We start from the raw sequence: 22,888 nt of genomic DNA, 5'->3' as shown, positions 1-22,888 counted from the left end.
GTTTTGCTGAAATATAGACACAACAACTTCTCATGGCATTTCTATTGTCTATGCTGATGCATGCTCAACTTGACATACTTTTTATCAGCTTAAAACGCTGGCAGACGCCATCCATCTCGATAGCATAATCAAGCCGATTCTTCACTTGTTATAGATTTTTTGGCAGATGCCTTTTTCTTACTGCCATATGTCAGCAACGGATCAACACCCTTTTCAATAGCTTCACCAGTTATCCGACAGCTCGTAACACCCTTCACAGAGGGAATTTCATACATAACATTGCGCATCGTTTTTTCAATTATCGACCGCAGACCACGTGCTCCCGTTTTCCTTTGTAAAGCTTTTTTCGCAATGAGAAGCAACGCATCCTCATCAAATTCAAGGGCCACTCCATCTATCTCAAGCATTTTCTGATATTGCCTGACTAATGCATTCTTGGGTTTTACAAGAATATCCACAAGTACCTTTTCATCAAGAGCATCAAGTGTCACCACAACCGGCAGCCGTCCTATAAATTCAGGAATAAGCCCGTTTTTCAAGAAATCTTCTGGCAGTACATATTTGAACCACTCGCCGGTATCCTGCTCCTTGCGGCTTTTAATATCAGCGCCAAAACCAACATTCTTCTGCCGCAGACGACCTTCGATTATCTTTTCCAGACCATCAAAAGCACCGCCGCAGATAAACAATATATTGGTTGTATCAATTTGAATCAATTCCTGATGAGGGTGCTTTCTCCCTCCTTGCGGAGGTACATTTGCTACGGTCCCTTCCAAAATCTTGAGCAATGCCTGTTGGACACCTTCACCGGAAACATCTCTGGTTATCGATGTATTTTCTGATTTTCTTGCAATTTTATCTATCTCATCTATATAGATAATGCCTTTTTCTGCTTTTTCAATATCATAGTCAGCCGATTGAATCAGCTTTAAAAGAACATTCTCAACATCCTCACCGACATATCCTGCCTCGGTAAGAGAGGTAGCATCAGCAATGGCAAAAGGTACATTCAATATCCGCGCCATTGTCTGAGCCAGCAGCGTTTTACCGCTGCCTGTAGGCCCGAGCATAAGAATATTTGATTTCTGCAGTTCTGTCTCATTATGTTTAAGACCTATATTTATGCGTTTATAATGATTATAAACTGCTACCGACAAGGTTTTCTTTGCTTCCTCTTGACCAATTATATATTGGTCAAGTATAGCCTTTATCTCCTTGGGTTTAGGCACATCCTTAAGTTCTACTTCAACGCCATCGGTCAATTCTTCCTCAATTATCTCATTGCACAGTTCAATACACTCATCACATATATATACACCAGGGCCCGCCACCAATTTACGTACCTGACTTTGCGGTTTACCGCAAAATGAGCATTTAAGCTGTCCCTTGTCGTCACCGAATTTCAGCATTTCATCACCTCTCCCTTGGAAACAAAACGAAGCGATTATTTCTTATCCGCCTTATTATCCTTCTTTAAATCCTCAGGGCGGACGATCACATCATCTATCAGACCATATTCTTTTGCTTCAACAGCTGACATAAAATTGTCACGCTCTGTATCAAGTTCAATTTTAGCTTCGCTTTGACCTGTATGACGCATCAATATTTCATTGACTATCTTTCTGGCGCGCAATAATTCTCTTGCTTGGATCTGCACATCCGTAGATTGTCCCTGTGCTCCGCCAAGAGGCTGATGAATCATAATACGTGAATAAGGAAGTGCATATCTCTTGCCTTTAGCCCCCGCAGTGAGCAGCAGAGAACCCATGCTGGCTGCCTGTCCTATACAAATAGTAGAAACATCAGGTTTTATATACTGCATAGTATCGTAAATAGCCAGACCGGCAGTAACTACACCGCCCGGACTGTTCACATATAAATGTATATCCTTATCAGGATCTTCTGATTCTAAAAACAATAATTGAGCTATTACCACACTAGAAACATTATCATCAATAGGTCCACCCAAAAAAATTATACGATCCTTCAGCAAACGTGAATAAATATCATAAGCACGTTCACCACGGCTTGATTGTTCCACAACCATTGGCACATAATTCATATGATAAATCACTCCTCCCTTTTCGGAGAATTATACAACTATTTTGCTAAGTTGTCTATAATAAGTTGCGCCGCCTTTTTACGGCCTATTGTTTCATAAAGATTAGCAACATAACCGTTCTTTGCGACTATCTTTCTTACTTCCTTAGGAGTGGTGCCATAACGAACAGCCATAGCAGCTATTTCAGCATCGACTTCTTCAGTATTAACCTTGAGTTCTTCAGCCTGAGCAACCTTTTCCAAAACAAGGTCTGTTTTAACAGCATCAACTGCACTTTGACGATATGTTTCACGAAGTTTAGCCATATCTGTATTACTGTATTTGAGATACTGTTCCATGTTCATGCTGTGGCTTTCAAGACTGGCCGAAAGTTCATTCAGCATATTGTCAACACGATTATCAATCATAACATCGGGAATATCAACCTTAGCATTGTCAGATGCTTTCTTCAGCGCTTGATTTCGTAATTCCCCTTCGGCACGTGTCTGTGCCGCTTTGAGCAGATTTTCATGCAGATTTTTTTTCAAATCTTCAAGATCTTTATATGACGTTGATTTCTTCACAAATTCATCGTCTAATTCAGGCAGTTCCTGAATTTTAATACTGTTTACTTTGCAGGAAAAAACTGCATCTTTCCCTGCCAGAGATGCTTCATGATAATCATCAGGAAACTTTACTGTGACATCTTTTTCTTCACCGATTTTTACACCGATCAATTGTTCTTCAAACCCTGGAATGAATTGTCCTGAACCGACCTGCAGCGGATAATCTTTTGCTTCGCCGCCTTCAAAAGCAGTACCATCAACTTTTCCAAGAAAATCAAGAGTAATGAAGTTGTCTTTTTCAACAACAGCATCTTCCTGAGCATCTATCATTTTTGCATGATGACTGCGCATATTTTTAATTTGTTCTTCAATTTCTTCTTCAGCTACTTCAGCTTTCGGTAATTCAATTGCAATCCCTTTATATTCGCCGAGAGTAACTTCCGGCTTTGGTGTAACAGTAGCTTTAAAAACAACATTGCTGCCTTCTTCTAATGTAACTATTTCTATCTGAGGACGGTCCACGGGTTCAATTTTTTCTTCAATAAATGCATCGTTGAGAGTCTTTGGTGCAAGAAGTTCAAAAGCTTCATCCAAAATAGCCTGTCTGCCCAAATTCTGAACGAGAATCTGCTTAGGTGCATGACCTTTTCGGAAACCAGGTATATTGACGCGGTTTGCTAACTGTTTGCAGGCAACTTTGACCGATTTTGCGAATTCATCTGCCGGTGCCTCTATAGTTAGAACCAATTTCTGGCTGTCTGCTTTTTCTGTACTGACTTTCATCGTGTAAAATAACCTCCTAAAATTATAATGTATCACGCCGCTGTATTCATTCCATAACAAGCCGTAATACACCTAATATACTATAAGAATAATAACATAAACAATATACAAATACAAGCCTTACACAACCATTAGGGGTTTTGCGGCTTTGCTCCACATATAACAAAAAATCCCGGCAAAAAGCCGGGGATGAATTCTTATGGAGCGGAAAACGAGGCTCGAACTCGCGACCCCCACCTTGGCAAGGTGGTGCTCTACCACTGAGCTACTTCCGCAATTATGGAGCGGGAGACGAGGCTCGAACTCGCGACCCCCACCTTGGCAAGGTGGTGCTCTACCGCTGAGCTACTCCCGCATATTATGGAGCGGAAAACGAGGCTCGAACTCGCGACCCCCACCTTGGCAAGGTGGTGCTCTACCACTGAGCTACTTCCGCAATTGCTGCAATCACAGCAACGGATATTATTATACATGAAAAAAATTAAAAGTCAATAGAAAAATTAATATTTTTCCTCATTTATTTATGCTATAATGGTAGCAATCTAAAAATAAGGATGTGACATTCTCGTGGATATTCCCGAGACCAATTTATTACTGATTCTGATCTTTGTTCTTCTTTTCTGCAATAGTTTTCTGATTCTTCTGCGTACTGCACTTGTCGAAGCACATAAGAATCAACTTGACAAAACAATTGCAAACAACGATCACCGCTTTGAAAAAGCCTGCAATCTTATTGATGATCCCGATGAGGTGGTATCAGGCTTGATCATATGCTCCAATGTCTGCCATTTTGCTATTGGACTGTCCGTCGGAATGATAATTATTCCTTATCTTTATTTTTTCCTGCAGAAAACGGTTCCCTTCGTACCATATATATATGAAATCACTTTTATTTTCTCCATACTATTTTCCCTGCTTTTAAGTATTTTACTGGGTACTCTTTTACCAAAAAAAATTGCCCAGATACGCCCTGAATACTACCTCGTAAAATATACGGGCTTCTTCTTTGCCTTTCACCGTGTTACAAGGCCGATCATAAATATGCTTTCTCACACAGCAAACATGATATTAATGATAACCGGCACCAATCCACCGGATAATGAAAGCGTTACTGAAGATGAAGTAAAAGATCTTATTGAAAGGGCGACTGAAGAAGGTACGCTGGAAAAAGCCGAGCAGGATATGGTCGACAGCATATTCCATATGAGTGATCAAACTGCATACTCTCTCATGACTCCGCGCACACAGATAAACTGGCTTGATATTAAAGACAGTATGTCTGTAAACATGCAGATTATCAAGGATACTTCTGACGATATATTTCTAATAGGTGAAGACAATCTGGATAATCTCATAGGCATTATTTATGCGAAAGATATATTGCGTGCCGCCATTGATAACGATTTAAATGATCTCGAAAAATTTATAAAAAAACCCATATTTATCCCCCGTTCCATGGAAACTTTCCGCGTACTGGAAAAATTTCGTCAAAATAATGTCAATGAAGCAGTCGTTGCTGATGAATACGGCGGCGTTCTGGGTCTCATAACCTTAAAAGACATTATTGAAGAAATAATCGGCGATATATCTTATCCCAAAGAAGATGATTCTTCGCAGATAGTACAGCGTGATGAAAATTCCTGGTATGTGGACGGTCTTTATGATATCGACGATTTCAAAGAAAAATTTGATCTTGACGAATTGCCAGGCGAAGAACGTGCCCATTACCAGACAATTGGGGGCTTTTTATTATCCTATTTTGGCTATATCCCTAAAACAGCTGAATATAAAATATGGAACAATCTGCGTTTTGAAGTTGCTGATATGGATCGTAATCGTGTTGATAAAATTTTAGTAACAAAATTATTTATTGGTAAATAGTTTTATAAGGAATGAAAAAGCCGAAGCTGGGATGCTTCGGCTTTTTCATTTCTCGGCCATTAGGCCACCATTATTTCATAATACTGCGAACAATAATGGCAAGTTTCTGAACTGCCTCCGCAAATTCGCAGCAATTTAGGTAGGAATACGATATTCGCAGTGAATTATTGGGGCGAAAATCATAAATATTCCCGGGATTTAACAGAATTTTTTCCTTGGCAGCGGAAAAAAACAATTTTTCCGAAGAAATTTTTTTACTGAATGTCAGCCATATATAAAAGCCTCCCTTAGGTATATACCATGATGCAATATCCGAAAAATTTTTTTCCAATATCATCAAGGCACTGTCTCTGCGAAGCAAAAGCTCTTTTCTGAGCGCTGCCAGATGCTTATCATAAAATCCACTTGTCAAAAACTCTGAGAAAACCAGCTGGGAAAGGGAACTTGTTCCATAATCCATCTGCATTTTTGCATCACTAAGTCTTTGTATAATAGGTTCTGATGCTATAAGCCAGCCGACACGCAGTCCCGGAGCCAACGTCTTCGAAGCGGTTCCTAAATAAATGACTATACCGTTTTTATCAATAGCTTTCAAGGACGGCACTGCTTCCTCAAAACACAATTCTTCATAGGCAGCATCTTCTATTATAGGAATCTGCTTTTTCACGCAAAAATCCATCAAATCCTTTCGTCTGTCCAAAGTCATTGTTATTCCTGTAGGATTATGATTAGTAGGTATAGTATATAAAAATGACATATTTTCCTGTTTCATATTTCCGGCTGCCGGCGGGATTTTCCAAAGCTTCATGCCTTTTTTATCCATGCCTATACCTTTGAGTGTAATATCCGCAGATTGAAATATCCGCAGTGATTGGAGATAACTCGGAGCTTCTACGTATACAACAGATTTTTTCTTTATCAGGCATACTGATATCAGTTGAAGAGCCTGCAATGAACCTGAAGTGATCAATATTCTGGACGGAGAAACTGCTATGCCCCTGCGGCCCATTCGCTCAGCAATTGCCATGCGCAGTTTCTCCGAACCAGATGCTTCCAAATAATTGAAAACCGTATTTTTTTTGCTGAGTTGCGCTAAAATTTTACGCCAAGGAGCATGAGGGAACAATCGCGGATCAGTTTCTCCCGTACTAAGACGCAGAATATCCGGTTCAAATTCCAGCCGATTGATCATTTGTAAAATATGTTTATTGGCTTTAAATGTCCCTGAGTTGATATATTTTCCCCAGTCAAGTGATTTGGGTAAGATAAGTGACCATGTATCACCGCTGATTTGTGTACCCGCTTTTCTGCTGCCCTTTAAAATCCCATAAGAAGCAAGTTCCTCCATTGCGGTTACGACAGTACTGCGATTGACCTCGAATAGTTCTGCCAGCCGTCTTTGAGATGGAAGCTGTGTGCCTGCGGTCCATTCACCGCTCGATATTTTATCACAGACAAATGCTGTTATTTGTTTATAAACAGGAACAGGGCTGCTTTTGTCAGGGCACCAATTTATTTGTACTGGAAGACCATTTTTATTCATATACTGATTCCTTTTTATGGTTGGTTTTAATACAATTTTTTGGTTGGATACATACGAATAAAATTATTTTATAATTTATAAAATACAAATACATTTTATATTATAGCATTTATTTTTGGTTGGGAAAGGAATATTATATGCTCTATTATCTTCAGGGAATATTGATCGGCATAGCTTATACAGCTCCCATAGGTATGCAGAATCTTTTTGTGATAAATACCGCACTTACCCATGACAGAAATCAAGCTCTGCAAATTGCCCTCATCATAGTTTTCTTTGATATGACATTGTCCCTGTCCTGTTTTTGGGGGATAGGAATTCTTCTGGAATATTCACCCCTTTTAAAATCAATTTTAATTGGGGCCGGCAGCATTTTTCTTTTACATATAGGTATCAATTTAATCAAAATGAAAACTACAGCTGCAAAGTCTGCATCGTCCAAAACATCAATGCGCAAAATTATCTCTACTGCCTGTTTTGTCACCTGGTTCAATCCGCAGGCCATTTTGGACGGTACTTTGATGCTTGGCAGTTTTCACGCAGTTTTAGATGCTGATGCTGCCGTTTTATTTATATTCGGCATTATTTCTGCATCCTTTTTTTGGTTTACAGGCCTTACTGTTTTTACAGGAAAATTCAGCAATAAAATAAATGCCTGTTCTCTGACAAAAATAAACAGATGCTGCGGTGTAATTATTATACTTTATGCTGTGAAGTTGATTTCAGAGATAAATTTTACATTTATCTGATTTATCCCAGCCACATAAGTTTTATAAAGTATCTATCGGATAAAAATAACCGCCTAGTTTGAGTTAATGATGCATAAGCTCAATCCTGGCGGTTATTTGCAGCAACTAGTTTTTACAATCCCGCATATTTTAAAGCTGCCGCTACAAAATCGCGGAACAAAGGATGCGGTCTGTTAGGTCTGGATTTTAATTCAGGATGAAACTGAGAAGCTACAAACCATGGATGATCCCTTACTTCTACAATTTCGACCAAACTGTCATCAGGCAAAGTCCCTGCTACGATCATCCCATTGTCAATCAATTTTTGACGAAATTTATTATTTAATTCATAGCGATGACGATGCCGTTCATTAGTAAGAGTTTCTCCGTATGCCTTCATTGCATGTGTTCCTTCCGTCAGCCTGCATGGATAAGAACCAAGACGCATTGTTCCACCCATATCTTCTACATCCAGCTGCGACTGCATCAGGTCAATAACGGGATACGCAGTTTCCTTGTTGAACTCCGTACTATGCGCATCAGCCATCTTGCAGACATTGCGGGCAAATTCAATAACAGAACACTGCATTCCAAGACAAAGTCCGAGAAAAGGTATCTTATTTTCACGGGCGTATTTTATAGATGCTATTTTTCCTTCAACCCCGCGGTCACCAAATCCCCCCGGAACTAATATTCCCCTGCAGCCTGTGAATACCTCATCAAGTTCCGGATTTTCCGTTTCAATTTTTTCTGCATTTATCCAAACTATTTTCACGTCTGTTTCGTTTGCTATTCCTGCATGATGAAGAGCTTCTGTAACTGATATATAGGCATCCGGCAATTCTACATATTTACCGACGACTGCAATCTTTATCCGCTGCTTAGGATTTTTTATTTTATATACCATGCGCTCCCATTCATCCATGTTAGCAGGGCTGTAATCCATGTTAAGCTTTTGCAGAACTATCCTGTCAAGTCCCTCTTTCTGCATAATAAGAGGAACCTCATAGATGGTCGATGCCGTGGGATTTTCTATAACAGCATCTACATCAACGTCACAAAAAAGTGCCAGTTTCTTTTTCATATCGGAAGAAATAGATTTTTCTGTGCGGCACACAAGAATATCCGGCTGAATGCCAATGCTTCTCAGCTCTTTGACACTATGCTGAGTCGGTTTTGTTTTCAATTCACCTGCAGCCATAATATAAGGAACTAATGTTACATGAATATATAAGGCATCATTTTTGCCTACTTCCTTTTTCACCTGACGAATTGCTTCCAAAAATGGCTGACTTTCAATATCACCAACAGTCCCGCCTATTTCAGTAATAACGACATCGGCACCGTCTGATGCCGCAACGTCATAAACGCGCTGTTTAATTTCATTTGTTATATGGGGAATCACCTGTACGGTACTGCCAAGATAATCACCGCGGCGTTCTTTGGAAAGTACTGACCAATAAATTTTCCCTGTAGTTACATTGGATCCCTTAGTCAGATTGATATCGATAAACCTTTCATAGTGGCCAAGATCGAGATCAGTTTCCGCACCGTCATCTGTAACGAATACTTCACCATGCTGATATGGGCTCATTGTGCCCGGATCAATGTTTATATACGGATCAAATTTCTGAATGGTAACTTTTATGCCCCGGCTTTTCAGCAGACGCCCCAAAGAGGCAGCTGTGATCCCCTTTCCCAAAGACGACACTACCCCGCCAGTAACAAAAATATACTTTGCCATTTTTTTCCTCCATTATATTATCGCATTTTTGATATCACTCACTGCCTGCTGTCCCCTTCCGGAACGCAGTGCAATGTATAATTGCCTCTCTAATTGATTAATTAGCACTTTCCTGTATATCTTCAAGCAATTTCATACGGCGCTGAGTATTATTTTTTCCCTTACCGCCAGATGCAGAAGAGCCTGAAGACGCACTTTTAGTATCCTGCGGCAGCCATTCTGTCAGTTTCCACATGCCTTTGCCAACATGACGGAACCTGCTGTCCATATTGATCAATGTGTATACTTCCGAAATTGCTGCCGGCAATGACTGAATAGGTTTATTTTTTGTTTCTATTACTTTCATGATAAGTTCTTTGTAAAACATCGCATCACCCAGCTCGGTCAAAATATGATATGCCAAATCCGGATCTGTTCCATTGGTGAAATTCATTAATATCTTCCTCTCAAAATTATGTTGTTTTTATTACATCTTTTCCGGGGAGCTGACCCCCAAAATATCAAGCGCATGATGAATAATATTTTTCGCCGCTCCGCACAAAGCCAGCCGTGATTGCGCCAAAGGTGCATCAACCCCGATTATGCGGCATTTATTATAAAAACTGTGAAAATCAGCAGCAAAATCATGCAAAAAATTGGCTATACGATGCGGTGCATAATCTCTTGCCGCTAATTGTATCTCATCAGGATAGGCCATTATTTTTTTAATAAGAGCAGTTTCTGTTTCATCCGTCAGCAAATCCAAACGAACATTGTTTTCCTGTACTATTCCCGCTTCTGCTGTCTGCCGGAAAATACTGCATATGCGCGCATATGCATACTGAATGTAATAAACGGGATTTTCATTAGACTCGGATTTTGCCAGATCAAGATCAAAATCCAATTGACTGTCCAATGATCTCATTATAAAAAAATATCTGGCAGCATCAGTACCGACCTCTTCAATAAGCTCTGCCAAGGTAACGCTCTGCCCTGTTCTCTTAGACATTTTTACGAGTTCACCATTACGGTAAAGACTCACCATCTGCAACAAAAGCACTTCAAGTTTCGACGAATCAAAACCCAGAGCATCCATTGCCGCCTTTACTCTGCAAACATAGCCGTGGTGATCTGCCCCCCATATATTTATCAGCCTGTCAAAACCCCGCTCATATTTATCTTTATGATAAGCAATATCCGCCGCCAGATAAGTCGGTACACCATTGTCGCGAATGACTACACGATCCTTATCATCACCATAATCTGTGGATCTGAGCCACTTGGCCCCATCTTTTTCATACATGGCTTTATTTTTAAGCAATACATTGCACGCGCTTTTTACAGCTTCCGGATGAAGAGTCCGCTCACTGAACCAAACATCAAAATGAACATTGAATGAATCCAGATCCTCTTTCAATACCTCAAGTTTCTCTTTGAGAGCAACTTCTTTGAAGAGAATAATGCGCTCAATGTCTGGCAAAGCAAGATATTCGCTGCCGGATTTATCAATTATACGCTGAGCAGTTTCTATAATATCATGTCCGTGATATCCATTTTCGGGGAGCTCCGACGCTTTGCCAAGCAGCTCAAGATATCTGGCATTTACCGAAGCTGCAAGATTATCAATCTGATTTCCGGCATCATTGATATAATATTCACTTTCCACCTGATAACCGGCGGCTCTTAAAAGATTTACTAAAGCGCTGCCAAAAGCTGCTCCGCGCCCGTGTCCCACATGAAGCGGTCCTGTTGGATTAGCGCTGACATATTCCACTTGAATTTTAATGCCATTATCAGATAGATCGCCATACTTGTCCTTTTTTTCGATAATATCTGCCAATTCTTTATAAATAATATCCGGCTTCAAATAAAAATTGATAAAACCAGGACCCGCTATCTCTGTTTTTGCAAGATATTCAGGACCTATCTGTTTTATCAATTCCTCTGCAATCCTTTTAGGTGCCATATGGAATACGCGCGCCGACTGCATTGCAAAATTCGTGGCGAAATCACCATACTCTTTTTGCGGCGGCACCTCAAGCTTTATTTCAGGTATGTCGGCCTGTGGAAAAATGCCGTCGTCAATGTTTTTCTTTACAGCTTTTTTGACTTCTCCTATAACCAGTTCTTGGATATTCAACAATCCGTCCTCCCTAAAATCAATTTAAATATTTGCTCGTTTTATCTGCTGCTGTAATTTCGATATGAAGTTCATTGTCACTTTGCCATTTGCCATCTATTGCCATTTCATAAAAAACGTGTATGCTGCTGGATATGAAGCCCTTATCTATGTCCAGTTTTTTTGTATGTACGGATATCTTTATTTCCCCATAAGGAGTTTTATAGCGGCTGGCGCTTTTTAACCCACTCGAAAAAAACTGCTCATGTTCTATCTTCCCTTTGCGTACAAGTCTTATAGAATCATCAGCAATCTTCAAAAGAGTTTTTGTGCCCTGCATGCCGCTTGAACTGACTTCATCATACAACACATAACTCATTCCGTTTTTGTGGTAGCATTGACCTTCAGAAACAAACTCTAAATTTGTTATCTCTCCCAATGCATCAGTTTGCGACCCCTCCACTTTTAAAATAACTCTCTCCATTTCGGCTCCTTCTTGCAAACATATAAAGCTATTATAGCGTAATGGAACACAATTGCCAATAACTAATTATTAAAATCGGCTCAATTAATGTCCTGCCAATAAAAAAGCCAATGCTTCAGCAGCATCAGCTTAATATTATTTTTGACCGCAAGGTCAATTATTTTATTTCCGCATTATATTTATTTATCATTTTTACAGGCCGATAGGATTCCTTTGCCTTTCTCAGACCTTCTATCCCCATATCTTCTTCTCTGTTTATAAATTTCATATTCTTCCATTCATTCAAAACAAAAGCCTGATTAATGAAAGTGTAAGCGCCGTTAATATCGGGATCTGCTTTTTCCACGTGGATAACGGCCGTATCCGTATTGAGCTGCTCACCGAACGTAAAAGCGATAATACGCCCATTATTAATAACGGCTCCGCCTTTTAACGAAAGATCGGCAAAATTATTCAAAACCTCAATTATAGCATCCCGCTCAGCTGCTATGAAAGGATCATCCGGCATATCCTGACTGCGGTTTTTATACCAGCCGTTCACAGTAAGTTTACATAATGTTATTACCTCATCAGTAATAGGAATATATTCGGCGTTCGGATAATTCTTGCGAAAATTATTCAAATGATTCTTTTTGGAATGAAATTTTCTTCCCTTTAATTCGATTAAATCTTCGCTGCTGTATACATAATCAAAATTATCCTCATCAGCAATTATATTAAATTTGGCATCAGAAAATTTTTCCAGTTCATCTGCCATTCGTTTTTCCAAGCCATAAAAAATAAGAGGTTTACCTATAGAAGTAAAATACTCCGACAGATTTTTTATGGCCCATTGCATTTTTTCCTGAGGTCCGAAAGGTTGAAGAGCAAACTCATCAGTTTCCCATTTTGCCTTTAAAAACAACACACCATTTTCTACACACCACTCCATATTGTATGGCTTACGCCACATAAATAAATTTGTAAATGTAAAATGCGAGTTTTCATAGTAATCTGCCTTGAAAAACGAATCAAAAACAGATTTATCTTCCTGTTTCAATTTTTGAAAATTGATAATGACGACCTCCCAAATAATACTATACAAATATCTCATTCGATTTTATTCTGAATACAGCCGATAAAGATGATTTTTTTGCGGCAACATAATTAATACTCCAATAGTATATAATGATTATTTGTTAAGTAGTATAGCAGTTATTAACAAAAAGCGCAAACCATCTATAATATACAAACAAAAAAATGCAAAGCAGATGCTTTGCATTCATTTCGACGTTGGTGGGCCCCGCAGGACTCGAACCTGCGACCAACCGGTTATGAGCCGGTGGCTCTAACCAACTGAGCTAGAGGCCCGTAAATGGCTCCTTGAGTAGGACTCGAACCTACGACCGATCGGTTAACAGCCGATTGCTCTACCAACTGAGCTATCAAGGAATATTAAATTGGCTCCTTGAGTAGGACTCGAACCTACGACCGATCGGTTAACAGCCGATTGCTCTACCAGCTGAGCTATCAAGGAATATTCGATTGGCTCCTCGAGTAGGACTCGAACCTACGACCGATCGGTTAACAGCCGATTGCTCTACCAACTGAGCTATCGAGGAATGTTGCCAACGAAGAATATTATACTCAAATCTTGTATCGCTGTCAACTGTTTTTTTGTCTTTCTTAACAAGTAATTATTAAAATATCAATAACACAGTTCATTTTTATTTTTTATTTACAGTTTTTGCCCAGCTGTCACGCAGTCCAACAACACGATTAAAAACCAAATTACCCTTTGCTGAATCCTTATCAACGCAAAAATACCCCTGCCGCAAGAACTGATACTTTGTTCCCGGTGCAGCCCATGCGGCAGCCGGTTCAATTTTGCAATTTTGCAAAACCGTAAGCGAAGCCGGATTCAGCTCTTTCATAAAATCTGTCTGTTCAGCATTCTCATCATTATTCAGAAGATAATCATACAGACGAACTTCTGCATTCAGACATCCGTCAAGCGGTACCCAGTGAAGCGTTCCTTTTACTTTTCTTCCTGCTGTGGAGCCTCCCCGTTTAGAATCCGGATCATAAGTGCAATTTATCTGAATTATATTACCGTCTGCGTCTTTTACAATATCGGTGCATTTTATAATATACGCATATTTCAAACGCACTTCACCGTCCGGTTTCAGACGGAAAAACTTCTTCGGAGCACTTTCCATAAAATCGCTCCGTTCTATATAAATCTCCCGCGAAAAAGGAACATATCTGGCTGCGCTGCTGTCAGGTTTATTTTCAGCAGATAAATACTCACATTTGCCCTCCGGATAATTTGTTATTATTACCTTTATGGGATTGAGAACCGCCATTATCCTATCTGCACGTTTATTCAGGTCTTCTCGGACACAATGTTCCAGCATAGCTATATCTACAAGACTGTTGCTTTTAGCGACACCTATAAGTTCGCAAAAACTGCGGATAGATTCAGCGGTATAACCCCTGCGTCTAAAACCCGAAATAGTCGGCATGCGCGGGTCGTCCCAGCCGGATACGCAGCCGCTTTCTACCAGCTGACGCAATTTACGTTTGCTCATGACCATGTTAGTCAGATTCAAACGGGCAAATTCAATCTGCCGCGGCCTGCTGTTACTGTCAAAGCCCAGATTTTCCAAGAGCCAGTCATAAAGAGGACGATGCTCTTCAAATTCCAAAGTGCATATTGAATGAGTAACTTTTTCAATAGCATCAGATAATGGATGAGCAAAATCATACATCGGATAAATGCACCATTTATCACCGGTACGATGATGGCGCGTATGTGATATCCTGTAAATAACAGGGTCACGCATAGTTATATTGGGCGATGCCATATCGATCTTGGCGCGCAGTACCTTCTGCCCGTCAGCAAAATCTCCCTTTTTCATACGTTCGAACAAATCTATATTTTCTTCAATGCTGCGGCCGCGATAAGGACTTTCTGTTCCGGCCTCTGTCAATGTTCCACGATACTGCCGTATTTCATCCGCGGTAAGATCACACACATATGCCTTGCCGCGCTTTATCAATTCCACAGCAAAATCATATAATTTATCAAAATAATCCGATGCATAAAACATGCGGTCATCCCAGGTAAATCCCAGCCATTTGACATCTTCCTGAATAGAATCAACATACTCTACATCCTCTTTTGTCGGATTTGTATCATCGAAACGAAGATTACACTGTCCGTTGTATTTCTGCGCAGTGCCAAAATTTATGCATATTGATTTAGCATGACCGATATGCAGATAACCATTTGGTTCAGGCGGAAATCTAGTATGTATTCCATCAGCATATTTACCATTTTTCAAATCATCGTCTATAGCATTGTGAATAAAATTGGGCAAAAGGTTTACATTTTCCGGCATCAAATATCCCTCATTAAAAATTATTTTTTAAAAATTACATTAAATGAAGCAAACTATGATTATATGCAAAACAGGCATTTCATCCCTATAGTTTGTTCATTTTTCACAGCAATTCAATCTTTTGCAGCATAGTTCATTGAGTTTTTTCATCTCTATAGCAAAAAGGCTTATCCTCATATTGCAGCTTATGCATAATATATTTTTTCAGCAAGGCAAATCCTTTTTTCATATCCTCTGTCTGGGGCAGACTTTTTACTATTTCTGCTACATATCCCTGTGACACTATTTTATCCAGTGTCCATGAAAAATTCACATCATATATCCACAGCAATCGTACAAGTTTCCTGTCATTCTGCGTTCTGATCATATTGTAGTCACATTGACCGCCATTCTTAAACTGACCGATAAAGGTCTTGCTGCAGGGTTCAACATCATCTGTTGTCAAATACGGTTGAAGCACTCTGAAAATATCAAGTTTATCTGCATCTCTGATAAGTCTTGCAAAAAAGAGATAACGCCTGTCTTCTGTTGGTTCCACTTGTTTTGCATTGTGATTTTTAACAGCAAATTCAATTAAAGTCTGATCAGTTTCAGTCAATTCGCCGAGCAGTCTCTGCTCTTTCAGTATTTTCAACCCAAGCAGCGCGTGATTTTCTGACTGAGCATCGTTAAATGTTTTATATATGCTAAATTGTTTGAAACGGCCTATGTCATGAAAAAGACCTATGATTCTGGCCAATAGGGCATCATGCTCATTCATCTGCAGATGAACTGCCAGAGAATAAGCTATGGCAGTGACTTTTCTCGTATGCTCCTCCTTTATCAATATGCCTTCCTGCACATTTTTGTCCTTGCTATAAAAAGATTTTATATAACCGTTCATCCATTCTTCTTTTTTCAGGCAGTATTGCTCTAGTTCGTTAATTTTATTCATCATTATTTCCTAAAATAATAATATAAATTTTACCGATAGAATCGGTAACATCCTGCTTTACTCTGCTCAGGCTTTAATTTATCAATATATCTATATACATTATAACATATTTATGAATCAGTAAGAGACAGATGCATTTTTCCCTTTTTTAATAACTATATCCGTTAAATTATATCAAAAATCGTATATTTTTTGTAGTTCCAGGCAAAGAAACTTTCATAAACTATTTGACAATTTTATTTTCCTTGATATTACTGCAACCTTCACTTCATTAAAAACAGGTAAAAAAAAGATCGGCATAAGCCGACCTCATAGTTTACAGCAATAATTTTTTGTGTTAGACTTCTCCCTTTAGATGAGCCAATTCAGCTTGATTTTCCTGATAATACCACCGTACAGATTTACCGATGGCACACCGTATAGCATCAAGTCTTCCCTGCAAAGCCAATTTTTTTAACCTCATAGCATCAAAACCATTGATTGATAAATAACTAGCCGAAATAAACCCTCCTCTTTTCAAGACATCCCGATAGATCGCACTATCTCTTCGGTCTACTACAACTCGCCTTATCGCCATCAAATCACCTCATTAATGTTCAGCAGGTATAAAAGGCTGTCTAAATATATATTTACTATTATATAATATTTCAAATACATTGTACAGATGTAAATTGTTTATAATTTATTAATAATCACACTCGATCATTTTAAATACTTATTTTGATTTATTTTGATTGACTTTGATTTATTGTGTGTATATAATTTAAATAAAAAGAGGAAAATCATATGCTGGCAGCGCAAAGACACAATAAAATATTGCAGCTTCTAAAGCAGAGTCATTCGGTAAGCGTTACCGAATTATCAAAAATTTTGAAAGCTTCCGAAGCAACTGTAAGACGGGATATTAATATATTGCATGGCAAAGGTGTCCTTGTGAAAATATATGGCGGTGCAATGTCTCCTGAGAGTTACTTAACAACCGAAGATAAAGTTCAGGTCAGAGAAAGTGTCAATACTGAACAGAAAATGGCTATTGCAGCTAAAGCCGCACAGTTGATAAAAATGAATGATGTTGTTTATATAGACGCCGGAACGACGACCGGACTTCTTATAAAACAGCTCAGGGAAAGAAATGCCGTATACGTCACCAATGATGCTTCTCATGCAGTGCAGCTGATGAATCGCGGTTTTGAAACAATAATAATCGGCGGCAATATGAAGGCTGTTACCTATGCTGCCGTTGGTGCTCTGGCGATAGCCAATATTCAAAGATACAATTTCACCGTTGGTTTTTTCGGCACCAACGGCATCAGCCTGGTAGCCGGTTTTACAACGCCCACTGCCGAAGAGGCCATGATAAAAGAAGCTGCTATAAAACATTGTAAAAAAGCCTATATTTTAGCGGACAGTTCGAAGTTCGGCAAAATAACACCTGTTAACTTTTCTGCTCTTGGAGCGGCTTCAATTATAACTGACAAACGCCCTGATGATACCTATGAAAAATATAAAATTATTCTGGCTGATTGATCAGACACAATAATAGTATAAAAATATTCTGTAAATTAAACAAAGGAGTTTCTCATGATATATACAGTCACATTCAATCCTTCATTAGACTATATTGTAAGACTTGATTCATTCAAAACAGGTACCATCAACCGTCTTAAATATGAAAAAATACTCTGTGGCGGCAAGGGCATAAATGTATCAATAGTACTCAAAAATCTTGGCGTCTCAAGTATCGCTTCTGGATTTACAGCAGGTTTTACCGGTGAGGAAATAGAACGGCAGATGAAAAATGAATTTAACTGCAGTTGTGATTTCATCCATTTATCAGCAGGCAACACCAGAATAAACGTAAAAATCAAAGCCGACTCAGAGACCGAAGTCAACGGCCAGGGACCGAATATACCTCAGCAATCCATTGATGCGCTTTTTGCCAAGCTGGATAAACTGCAAAATGGTGATTATCTTGTTTTAGCCGGCAGTATACCAAATACTCTTCCTAATAATATCTATGAAAGAATATTAGAGCGCCTTTATCATAAGAATGTAAATTTTGTAGTGGATGCCGAAGGAAAATTACTTCTCAATGTACTGGAATATAAACCTTTTCTGATAAAACCGAATAATCATGAATTAGGCGGTATGTTCGGCAAAACACTGACCACACCAGAAGCATTGATTGAGCATGCCAGAATATTACAGCAGCGCGGCGCACGTAATATTTTGATTTCCCGTGGCGGTGACGGAGCTATTTTGCTCACTGAAAAAGGTGATTGTATGTCCTGCGCCGCTCCCACCGGAACATTGATAAATTCTGTGGGTGCCGGTGATTCAATGGTTGCCGGTTTTTTGGCGGGCTATCTTTCATCCGCTGATTATAAAACGGCTTTCCGTATGGGAATAGCAGCCGGCTCAGCTTCTGCTTTTTCCGAAAATCTTGCGGTAATGGAAGAAGTAGATACTTTGATGAAACAAATAACTATTTAAATATAAAAAGGAGCTAGATTATGCATATTACTGATTTATTGAAAAAAGACGGGATACTGCTCAACGCCCGTCCAACAGACAAAAAAGACGCCATCAACATTCTGGTCGATCTTATGGACAGCACCGGTATTCTTGCCGATAAGGAGCTTTACAAAAAAGCTGTTTTCACCCGCGAAGAATCCGGCACCACCGGTCTGGGAGATGGTATTGCCACGCCCCATGCTAAAAGTCCCGCAGTAAAAAAAGCAGGACTCGCCGCAATGGTAGTAAAAGACGGAATAGATTTTGAATCTATGGACAATCGCCCGGCCCGTTTATTCTTTCTGATTGCCGCTCCCGATTCAGCCAATGACGAACATCTTCAGATGCTCAGTGCTTTGGCTACAATGCCGATGGACAGCGATTTTAAAGAAGCTCTCATAGCTGCCGAAACACCCGATAAATTTTTGAAGCTGATCGATGAAAAAGAAGCCGACCGTTTTTCCGCAGAAAACAGCACTGCGGACAGTATTCCTTCCGCTACAGCAGCAAAAGGAACCGCTTCTCAGTATGATATATTGGCTGTAACAGCTTGTCCTACCGGTATAGCACACACATATATGGCCGCTGAAAGCCTTGAACAGCATGCAAAAAAACGCAGCATTACCATAAAAGTAGAAACAGAAGGTTCAGGCGGCACCAAAAACGGACTTACAAGCGAAGAAATAAAAAATGCAAAATGTATTATAGTAGCCGCGGACAAAAACGTGCCAATGTCCAGATTCAACGGGCGTCCTGTTCTTATTACCAAAGTAGCAAATGGTATTAATAAAGCCGATGAACTTTTAGACAAAGCTTTGAGCGGCAATGTCCCTCTTTATCAGCACAATGCCGCAAAAAATGAAGAAGCGATTGCTGAAAATGAAACAGAAACTTTTGGGCGCCAGATTTATAAACATCTGATGAACGGTGTTTCCCATATGCTTCCTTTTGTCGTCGGCGGTGGGATTTTGATAGCTCTGGCATTTCTTGTCGATCCGTTTGATCCCGCAAATCCTTCTAATTTTGGTTCCAACACCCCGCTGGCCGCATTTTTCAAAAGTGTAGGCGGTGTATCATTTGGTTTTATGCTACCCGTTTTGTCCGGTTTCATAGCTATGAGCATAGCAGACCGCCCAGGACTTGTTGCCGGCTTCGTCGGCGGTGCTATGGCTAATTCGGGCGGTTCAGGCTTTCTTGGTGCTTTAATAGCAGGTTTTATTGCCGGTTATATAATTATTGGCCTGAAAAAAATATGTGCGGCACTTCCCCACTCTCTTGAGGGTATAAAAACTATTCTTATCTATCCGCTTTTCGGTGTCCTTCTCATGGGAATTGTCATAACCTTCATAATCAATCCACCGGTAAGCGGCATCAATTCATGGCTTATTGAAACACTGAAAAATATGGATACAAACAGCCGTGTTCTTATCGGTGCTATACTTGGCGGCATGATGTCCGTAGACATGGGCGGTCCTGTAAATAAAGCCGCATATGTAATAGGCACAGGTATGCTGGCAAGCGGAGAATACGGCATAATGGCCGCTGTTATGGCTGGTGGTATGGTACCGCCCCTGGCTATTGCCCTATGCAGTACCTTCTTCAAAAATCGCTTTACGGATAATGAACGTAAATCTGCTGTGAGCAATTACGTAATGGGGTTATCATTTATTACAGAAGGCGCTATTCCTTTCGCCGCCAGTGACCCGCTCCGCGTTATCCCGGCCTGCATAGTAGGTTCTGCTGCGGCAGGAGCTTTATCGATGGCTTTTGACTGCACTCTCAGAGCTCCGCATGGTGGTATTTTTGTTGTGCCGACCATAGGCAATCCCGTCATGTATCTCGTCGCCATCCTTATCGGTTCTTTGATCTCCATGGCTATTTTAGCAGTTCTGAAAAAACCGCTCAAATAACTTTATATATTTCTTCATACTGCAAAAATAATTAAGAGCTGCGGGCATTAACGCCTGCAGCTCTTAATTATTTTACAGCTCTATTTTACTTTTAAACCGTCTATTATTACCATCACCTTATAGTGAACATTATCGCAGAAATCTATAGGCAGACTGCTGAAAGATGCTGCCTGAAAAATAGAATGAAACATTTCCGTAACTATCCCGGCAGGTATATCATCACGAAATTCCTTATTTTCCTGCCCTTTTTTTATGATGCCGTCAAAAATATACTTAAACAGAGGAGCGGCCCCTGTTTCGTGCTCCGATTCCGGAGGTAATGCACTTTTATCGGCTGCTTTAATAAACAAGGGAAGCACAAAACGATTTTTGTCCAATACTGAAGCTGTTTGAACAACAACAGATTCTAATATTTCCGTATAAGTTTCTCGTGTTTGTGAAATAAAGGCAAAGGAAGTACGGATGTCTTCCGCCATTTGATTCAAAAGTTCTTTAAGCAAAGCTTCCTTAGATTCAAAATAATTGTAGAAAGTTCCCAAACCCAGCTTGGACTCCTTCATTATATCAGCAATGGAAGTCTCTGACAGTCCCTTTTCGGCAAATAATTTAGTGGCTGCTTCGATTATGCTTTTCTTCGACTGAATCTTTTTTGTTTCCCGTTTCGTCAATTTTTCTTTCACCATTATACTCCCTATCAATAATTCTTCTATTCCGGATTTTTCTCCCTGTCCGTTTTGAAAACATGGAAAAATTAATGTGGATATAAAATCATAAGCCGGCTTCATTTCTATAAGAGATTTATATTAAATTATTATACCGAAAAAAAACATATTTCTCAAACATTGTATTAATATGCTGTCATTTAATGCAGAATACAGCGCAGGATTTTTTCGGAGCCTCCTTTAATAAGTACATTATTGCAATACCTTAATATAAGCGTCAATAAAAGATAATCCTCAAAAATTCTTCTGAAAATAAAAATAAACCAAAACCTTATACAAAGTTTCGGTTCATTATCACAGAAAGATATGTCAGACAGCTTTCTTAATCACCTGCAGTGCAATAAAATCCACAGAAGCAAAAAGATTGATACGCTATCAAGAACTTATTGATTATTGATTCAGTTTGCTGAACGTCCTCATAAATGCATCATATATACTGTGGATATCATCTTCATTGTGTCCGGTAGAGGCAAAGCGCATAAATGTATTGTTCAATAATATAAATGCAGCATAAAAATCATCATATTGATTTATTTCTGTCAATCCTGCCAAGAGCTGAATCTGCTTGGCGCATGCATGTCCCTGGCATAAGTAAGCCAGCAGCGGCGGAAAAGACGGATCCTGTTTCTCGTCATAGAGTCTGACCGCTGCCTTAACATTGCAGACACAAGCATTAGTATACTTTTTAAACATCTTATTTTGATTAAATTCTTCTATATTGCCCATTTCCGGTCATCCGCTCCTATCAACTATCAGTTTTCAACAATTTAAAGGACCCGCCCCAATAAAGCCACGGCCTTACCAAGAATGCGGACATCACTGCAATTTCCCTGATTAAATTCCATTGGTTTGTATTTTGGGTTTTCAGCACGCAGCTGAATCATATTTCCATATTTATAAATGCGTTTCAGGGTGGCGCTGTCGTCAACAAGCACCGCTGCTATTTCTCCGTCGTTCACATCCGCTTGTTCATGAATAAAAACAATATCTCCATCATAAATTCTGGCATTTATCATACTGTCCCCGGCAACACGAAGACAAAAATCCGCTTTTACAAAATCACTGCATGGAATATATTCATCAAAATCCTGTACTGCCAGGATAGGTTTCCCGGCAGCTATACTGCCTATCAAAGGAACTTTTTTTACGCTGGCCGTATTTCCTTTTTTTTCTGATGATACAATTTTCATTCCCCAAAAATATTCTGGGGGTATATTGAGTGCAGCTGCTATCTTTAAAACATTTTTTTGCTTAGGCTCGTAGCTTCCAGACAAATATTCGCATATAGAAGATTTATTTATTCCAGTAATCCTGGACAATTTAGTCTGGCTTATTTCTGTCGCATCCATATATTCACGCAATTTCTCGGCAAAATCTGTCATAGTTTAAACCTCCATTTTTTATTTAGTATACTTAATTTGTTCGGAAAAATCAACTCAAACATCCAGTACAAAATTCATAAAGTTGAAAAACACCTTGCCAAATTTTTTGGTATGATGTATTATCGTCTTATAAAGAAAACCGAACTTTATTTTTAAGAAAACTAAAATGGAGGTA

General features: G+C 39.4%; 20 protein-coding genes and 7 tRNA genes. 5 read left to right on the top strand and 22 right to left on the bottom strand.

Annotation, left to right across the window (positions count from 1 at the left end):
• Positions 1-128: 128 nt before the first annotated feature.
• From clpX to NXG61_RS08905, 6 genes are all read right to left on the bottom strand, one after another.
• A complete protein-coding gene (gene clpX / locus NXG61_RS08930; protein ID WP_196605853.1) occupies positions 129-1,409 on the bottom strand; it encodes an ATP-dependent Clp protease ATP-binding subunit ClpX in 1,281 nt (426 codons plus the stop codon).
• A gap of 35 nt (positions 1,410-1,444) precedes the next feature.
• A complete protein-coding gene (gene clpP / locus NXG61_RS08925) occupies positions 1,445-2,062 on the bottom strand; it encodes an ATP-dependent Clp endopeptidase proteolytic subunit ClpP (protein WP_196605852.1) in 618 nt (205 codons plus the stop codon).
• 38 nt (positions 2,063-2,100) lie between these two features.
• Positions 2,101-3,390: a trigger factor gene (gene tig / locus NXG61_RS08920; RefSeq protein ID WP_307222263.1), complete on the bottom strand. Its 1,290-nt coding sequence runs from the start codon at positions 3,388-3,390 to the stop codon at positions 2,101-2,103.
• 200 nt (positions 3,391-3,590) lie between these two features.
• A tRNA-Gly gene (locus tag NXG61_RS08915) sits at positions 3,591-3,665 on the bottom strand.
• 5 nt (positions 3,666-3,670) lie between these two features.
• Positions 3,671-3,745: transfer RNA gene (locus NXG61_RS08910), tRNA-Gly, on the bottom strand.
• Between the two features lie 6 nt (positions 3,746-3,751).
• Positions 3,752-3,826, bottom strand: a tRNA-Gly gene (locus tag NXG61_RS08905).
• Positions 3,827-3,957: 131 nt separating this feature from the next.
• Here NXG61_RS08905 and NXG61_RS08900 point away from each other — a divergent pair.
• The gene (locus NXG61_RS08900; protein WP_196605850.1) at positions 3,958-5,271 is read left to right on the top strand and encodes a hemolysin family protein; all 1,314 of its coding nucleotides are present in this window, start codon (positions 3,958-3,960) and stop codon (positions 5,269-5,271) included.
• Positions 5,272-5,341: 70 nt separating this feature from the next.
• Here the strand turns inward: NXG61_RS08900 and NXG61_RS08895 are convergent, their stop codons facing one another.
• Positions 5,342-6,814, bottom strand: a complete 1,473-nt coding sequence (locus NXG61_RS08895; protein ID WP_307222265.1) for a PLP-dependent aminotransferase family protein — start codon at positions 6,812-6,814, stop codon at positions 5,342-5,344.
• Positions 6,815-6,951: 137 nt separating this feature from the next.
• Between NXG61_RS08895 and NXG61_RS08890 the strand changes: the two genes are divergently transcribed.
• Positions 6,952-7,563, top strand: coding sequence for a LysE/ArgO family amino acid transporter (locus NXG61_RS08890; RefSeq protein WP_432748910.1), 612 nt, complete (start codon positions 6,952-6,954; stop codon positions 7,561-7,563).
• 112 nt (positions 7,564-7,675) lie between these two features.
• Here the strand turns inward: NXG61_RS08890 and NXG61_RS08885 are convergent, their stop codons facing one another.
• From NXG61_RS08885 to NXG61_RS08830, 12 genes are all read right to left on the bottom strand, one after another.
• Entirely contained in the window at positions 7,676-9,286 is a 1,611-nt protein-coding gene (locus tag NXG61_RS08885) for a CTP synthase (RefSeq protein WP_196605847.1), read from the bottom strand.
• A 97-nt stretch (positions 9,287-9,383) separates the two neighbouring features.
• Positions 9,384-9,719, bottom strand: coding sequence for a DNA-directed RNA polymerase subunit delta (gene rpoE / locus NXG61_RS08880; protein WP_196605846.1), 336 nt, complete (start codon positions 9,717-9,719; stop codon positions 9,384-9,386).
• 33 nt (positions 9,720-9,752) lie between these two features.
• Entirely contained in the window at positions 9,753-11,405 is a 1,653-nt protein-coding gene (gene argS / locus NXG61_RS08875) for an arginine--tRNA ligase (protein ID WP_307222269.1), read from the bottom strand.
• A 19-nt stretch (positions 11,406-11,424) separates the two neighbouring features.
• Complete coding sequence (locus tag NXG61_RS08870; protein WP_196605844.1) at positions 11,425-11,868, bottom strand: DUF1934 domain-containing protein; 444 nt, start codon at positions 11,866-11,868, stop codon at positions 11,425-11,427.
• Between the two features lie 157 nt (positions 11,869-12,025).
• On the bottom strand, positions 12,026-12,961 hold the full coding sequence (locus tag NXG61_RS08865) for a DUF2156 domain-containing protein (protein WP_307222270.1): 936 nt from the start codon (positions 12,959-12,961) through the stop codon (positions 12,026-12,028).
• 180 nt (positions 12,962-13,141) lie between these two features.
• A tRNA-Ile gene (locus NXG61_RS08860) sits at positions 13,142-13,218 on the bottom strand.
• A 5-nt stretch (positions 13,219-13,223) separates the two neighbouring features.
• Positions 13,224-13,299: transfer RNA gene (locus NXG61_RS08855), tRNA-Asn, on the bottom strand.
• Positions 13,300-13,308: 9 nt separating this feature from the next.
• A tRNA-Asn gene (locus tag NXG61_RS08850) sits at positions 13,309-13,384 on the bottom strand.
• A 9-nt stretch (positions 13,385-13,393) separates the two neighbouring features.
• Positions 13,394-13,469: transfer RNA gene (locus tag NXG61_RS08845), tRNA-Asn, on the bottom strand.
• Between the two features lie 105 nt (positions 13,470-13,574).
• The gene (locus tag NXG61_RS08840) at positions 13,575-15,251 is read right to left on the bottom strand and encodes a glutamine--tRNA ligase/YqeY domain fusion protein (RefSeq protein WP_307222272.1); all 1,677 of its coding nucleotides are present in this window, start codon (positions 15,249-15,251) and stop codon (positions 13,575-13,577) included.
• A gap of 133 nt (positions 15,252-15,384) precedes the next feature.
• Complete coding sequence (locus tag NXG61_RS08835; RefSeq protein ID WP_432748909.1) at positions 15,385-16,185, bottom strand: HD domain-containing protein; 801 nt, start codon at positions 16,183-16,185, stop codon at positions 15,385-15,387.
• A gap of 337 nt (positions 16,186-16,522) precedes the next feature.
• Positions 16,523-16,762: a hypothetical protein gene (locus NXG61_RS08830; RefSeq protein ID WP_196605840.1), complete on the bottom strand. Its 240-nt coding sequence runs from the start codon at positions 16,760-16,762 to the stop codon at positions 16,523-16,525.
• 209 nt (positions 16,763-16,971) lie between these two features.
• On the opposite strand from NXG61_RS08830, the gene NXG61_RS08825 reads away from it, so the two are divergent.
• The 3 genes from NXG61_RS08825 to NXG61_RS08815 are packed head-to-tail and all read left to right on the top strand — an operon-like array spanning position 16,972 to position 20,609.
• A complete protein-coding gene (locus NXG61_RS08825; protein WP_196605839.1) occupies positions 16,972-17,712 on the top strand; it encodes a DeoR/GlpR family DNA-binding transcription regulator in 741 nt (246 codons plus the stop codon).
• Between the two features lie 54 nt (positions 17,713-17,766).
• Complete coding sequence (gene pfkB, locus NXG61_RS08820) at positions 17,767-18,678, top strand: 1-phosphofructokinase (protein ID WP_196605838.1); 912 nt, start codon at positions 17,767-17,769, stop codon at positions 18,676-18,678.
• 20 nt (positions 18,679-18,698) lie between these two features.
• Positions 18,699-20,609: a PTS fructose transporter subunit IIABC gene (locus NXG61_RS08815; RefSeq protein ID WP_307222276.1), complete on the top strand. Its 1,911-nt coding sequence runs from the start codon at positions 18,699-18,701 to the stop codon at positions 20,607-20,609.
• 80 nt (positions 20,610-20,689) lie between these two features.
• On the opposite strand, the gene NXG61_RS08810 is transcribed toward NXG61_RS08815, so the two are convergent.
• From NXG61_RS08810 to lexA, 3 genes are all read right to left on the bottom strand, one after another.
• A complete protein-coding gene (locus tag NXG61_RS08810; protein WP_231038687.1) occupies positions 20,690-21,292 on the bottom strand; it encodes a TetR/AcrR family transcriptional regulator in 603 nt (200 codons plus the stop codon).
• Positions 21,293-21,721: 429 nt separating this feature from the next.
• The gene (locus NXG61_RS08805; RefSeq protein WP_196605835.1) at positions 21,722-22,057 is read right to left on the bottom strand and encodes a hypothetical protein; all 336 of its coding nucleotides are present in this window, start codon (positions 22,055-22,057) and stop codon (positions 21,722-21,724) included.
• A gap of 41 nt (positions 22,058-22,098) precedes the next feature.
• The gene (gene lexA, locus NXG61_RS08800; protein ID WP_196605834.1) at positions 22,099-22,713 is read right to left on the bottom strand and encodes a transcriptional repressor LexA; all 615 of its coding nucleotides are present in this window, start codon (positions 22,711-22,713) and stop codon (positions 22,099-22,101) included.
• Positions 22,714-22,888 lie beyond the last annotated feature (175 nt).

The organism is Pectinatus haikarae (assembly GCF_050916305.1).
GTDB lineage: Bacteria > Bacillota > Negativicutes > Selenomonadales > Selenomonadaceae > Pectinatus > Pectinatus haikarae.
The sequence above is the reverse complement of the archived record's forward strand: the minus strand, read 5'-3'. Positions and strand labels throughout refer to the sequence as shown.

Bases quoted from the DNA above. Each gene is read 5' to 3' on its own strand.
- clpX (WP_196605853.1), bottom strand. From the start codon at position 1,409: ATGCTGAAATTCGGTGACGACAAGGGACAGCTTAAATGCTCATTTTGC.
- clpP (WP_196605852.1), bottom strand. From the start codon at position 2,062: ATGAATTATGTGCCAATGGTTGTGGAACAATCAAGCCGTGGTGAACGT.
- tig (WP_307222263.1), bottom strand. From the start codon at position 3,390: ATGAAAGTCAGTACAGAAAAAGCAGACAGCCAGAAATTGGTTCTAACT.
- NXG61_RS08895 (WP_307222265.1), bottom strand. From the start codon at position 6,814: ATGAATAAAAATGGTCTTCCAGTACAAATAAATTGGTGCCCTGACAAA.
- NXG61_RS08890 (WP_432748910.1), top strand. From the start codon at position 6,952: ATGCTCTATTATCTTCAGGGAATATTGATCGGCATAGCTTATACAGCT.
- NXG61_RS08885 (WP_196605847.1), bottom strand. From the start codon at position 9,286: ATGGCAAAGTATATTTTTGTTACTGGCGGGGTAGTGTCGTCTTTGGGA.
- rpoE (WP_196605846.1), bottom strand. From the start codon at position 9,719: ATGAATTTCACCAATGGAACAGATCCGGATTTGGCATATCATATTTTG.
- NXG61_RS08870 (WP_196605844.1), bottom strand. From the start codon at position 11,868: ATGGAGAGAGTTATTTTAAAAGTGGAGGGGTCGCAAACTGATGCATTG.
- NXG61_RS08865 (WP_307222270.1), bottom strand. From the start codon at position 12,961: ATGAGATATTTGTATAGTATTATTTGGGAGGTCGTCATTATCAATTTT.
- NXG61_RS08840 (WP_307222272.1), bottom strand. From the start codon at position 15,251: ATGCCGGAAAATGTAAACCTTTTGCCCAATTTTATTCACAATGCTATA.
- NXG61_RS08835 (WP_432748909.1), bottom strand. From the start codon at position 16,185: ATGAATAAAATTAACGAACTAGAGCAATACTGCCTGAAAAAAGAAGAA.
- NXG61_RS08830 (WP_196605840.1), bottom strand. From the start codon at position 16,762: ATGGCGATAAGGCGAGTTGTAGTAGACCGAAGAGATAGTGCGATCTAT.
- NXG61_RS08825 (WP_196605839.1), top strand. From the start codon at position 16,972: ATGCTGGCAGCGCAAAGACACAATAAAATATTGCAGCTTCTAAAGCAG.
- pfkB (WP_196605838.1), top strand. From the start codon at position 17,767: ATGATATATACAGTCACATTCAATCCTTCATTAGACTATATTGTAAGA.
- NXG61_RS08815 (WP_307222276.1), top strand. From the start codon at position 18,699: ATGCATATTACTGATTTATTGAAAAAAGACGGGATACTGCTCAACGCC.
- NXG61_RS08810 (WP_231038687.1), bottom strand. From the start codon at position 21,292: ATGGTGAAAGAAAAATTGACGAAACGGGAAACAAAAAAGATTCAGTCG.
- NXG61_RS08805 (WP_196605835.1), bottom strand. From the start codon at position 22,057: ATGGGCAATATAGAAGAATTTAATCAAAATAAGATGTTTAAAAAGTAT.
- lexA (WP_196605834.1), bottom strand. From the start codon at position 22,713: ATGACAGATTTTGCCGAGAAATTGCGTGAATATATGGATGCGACAGAA.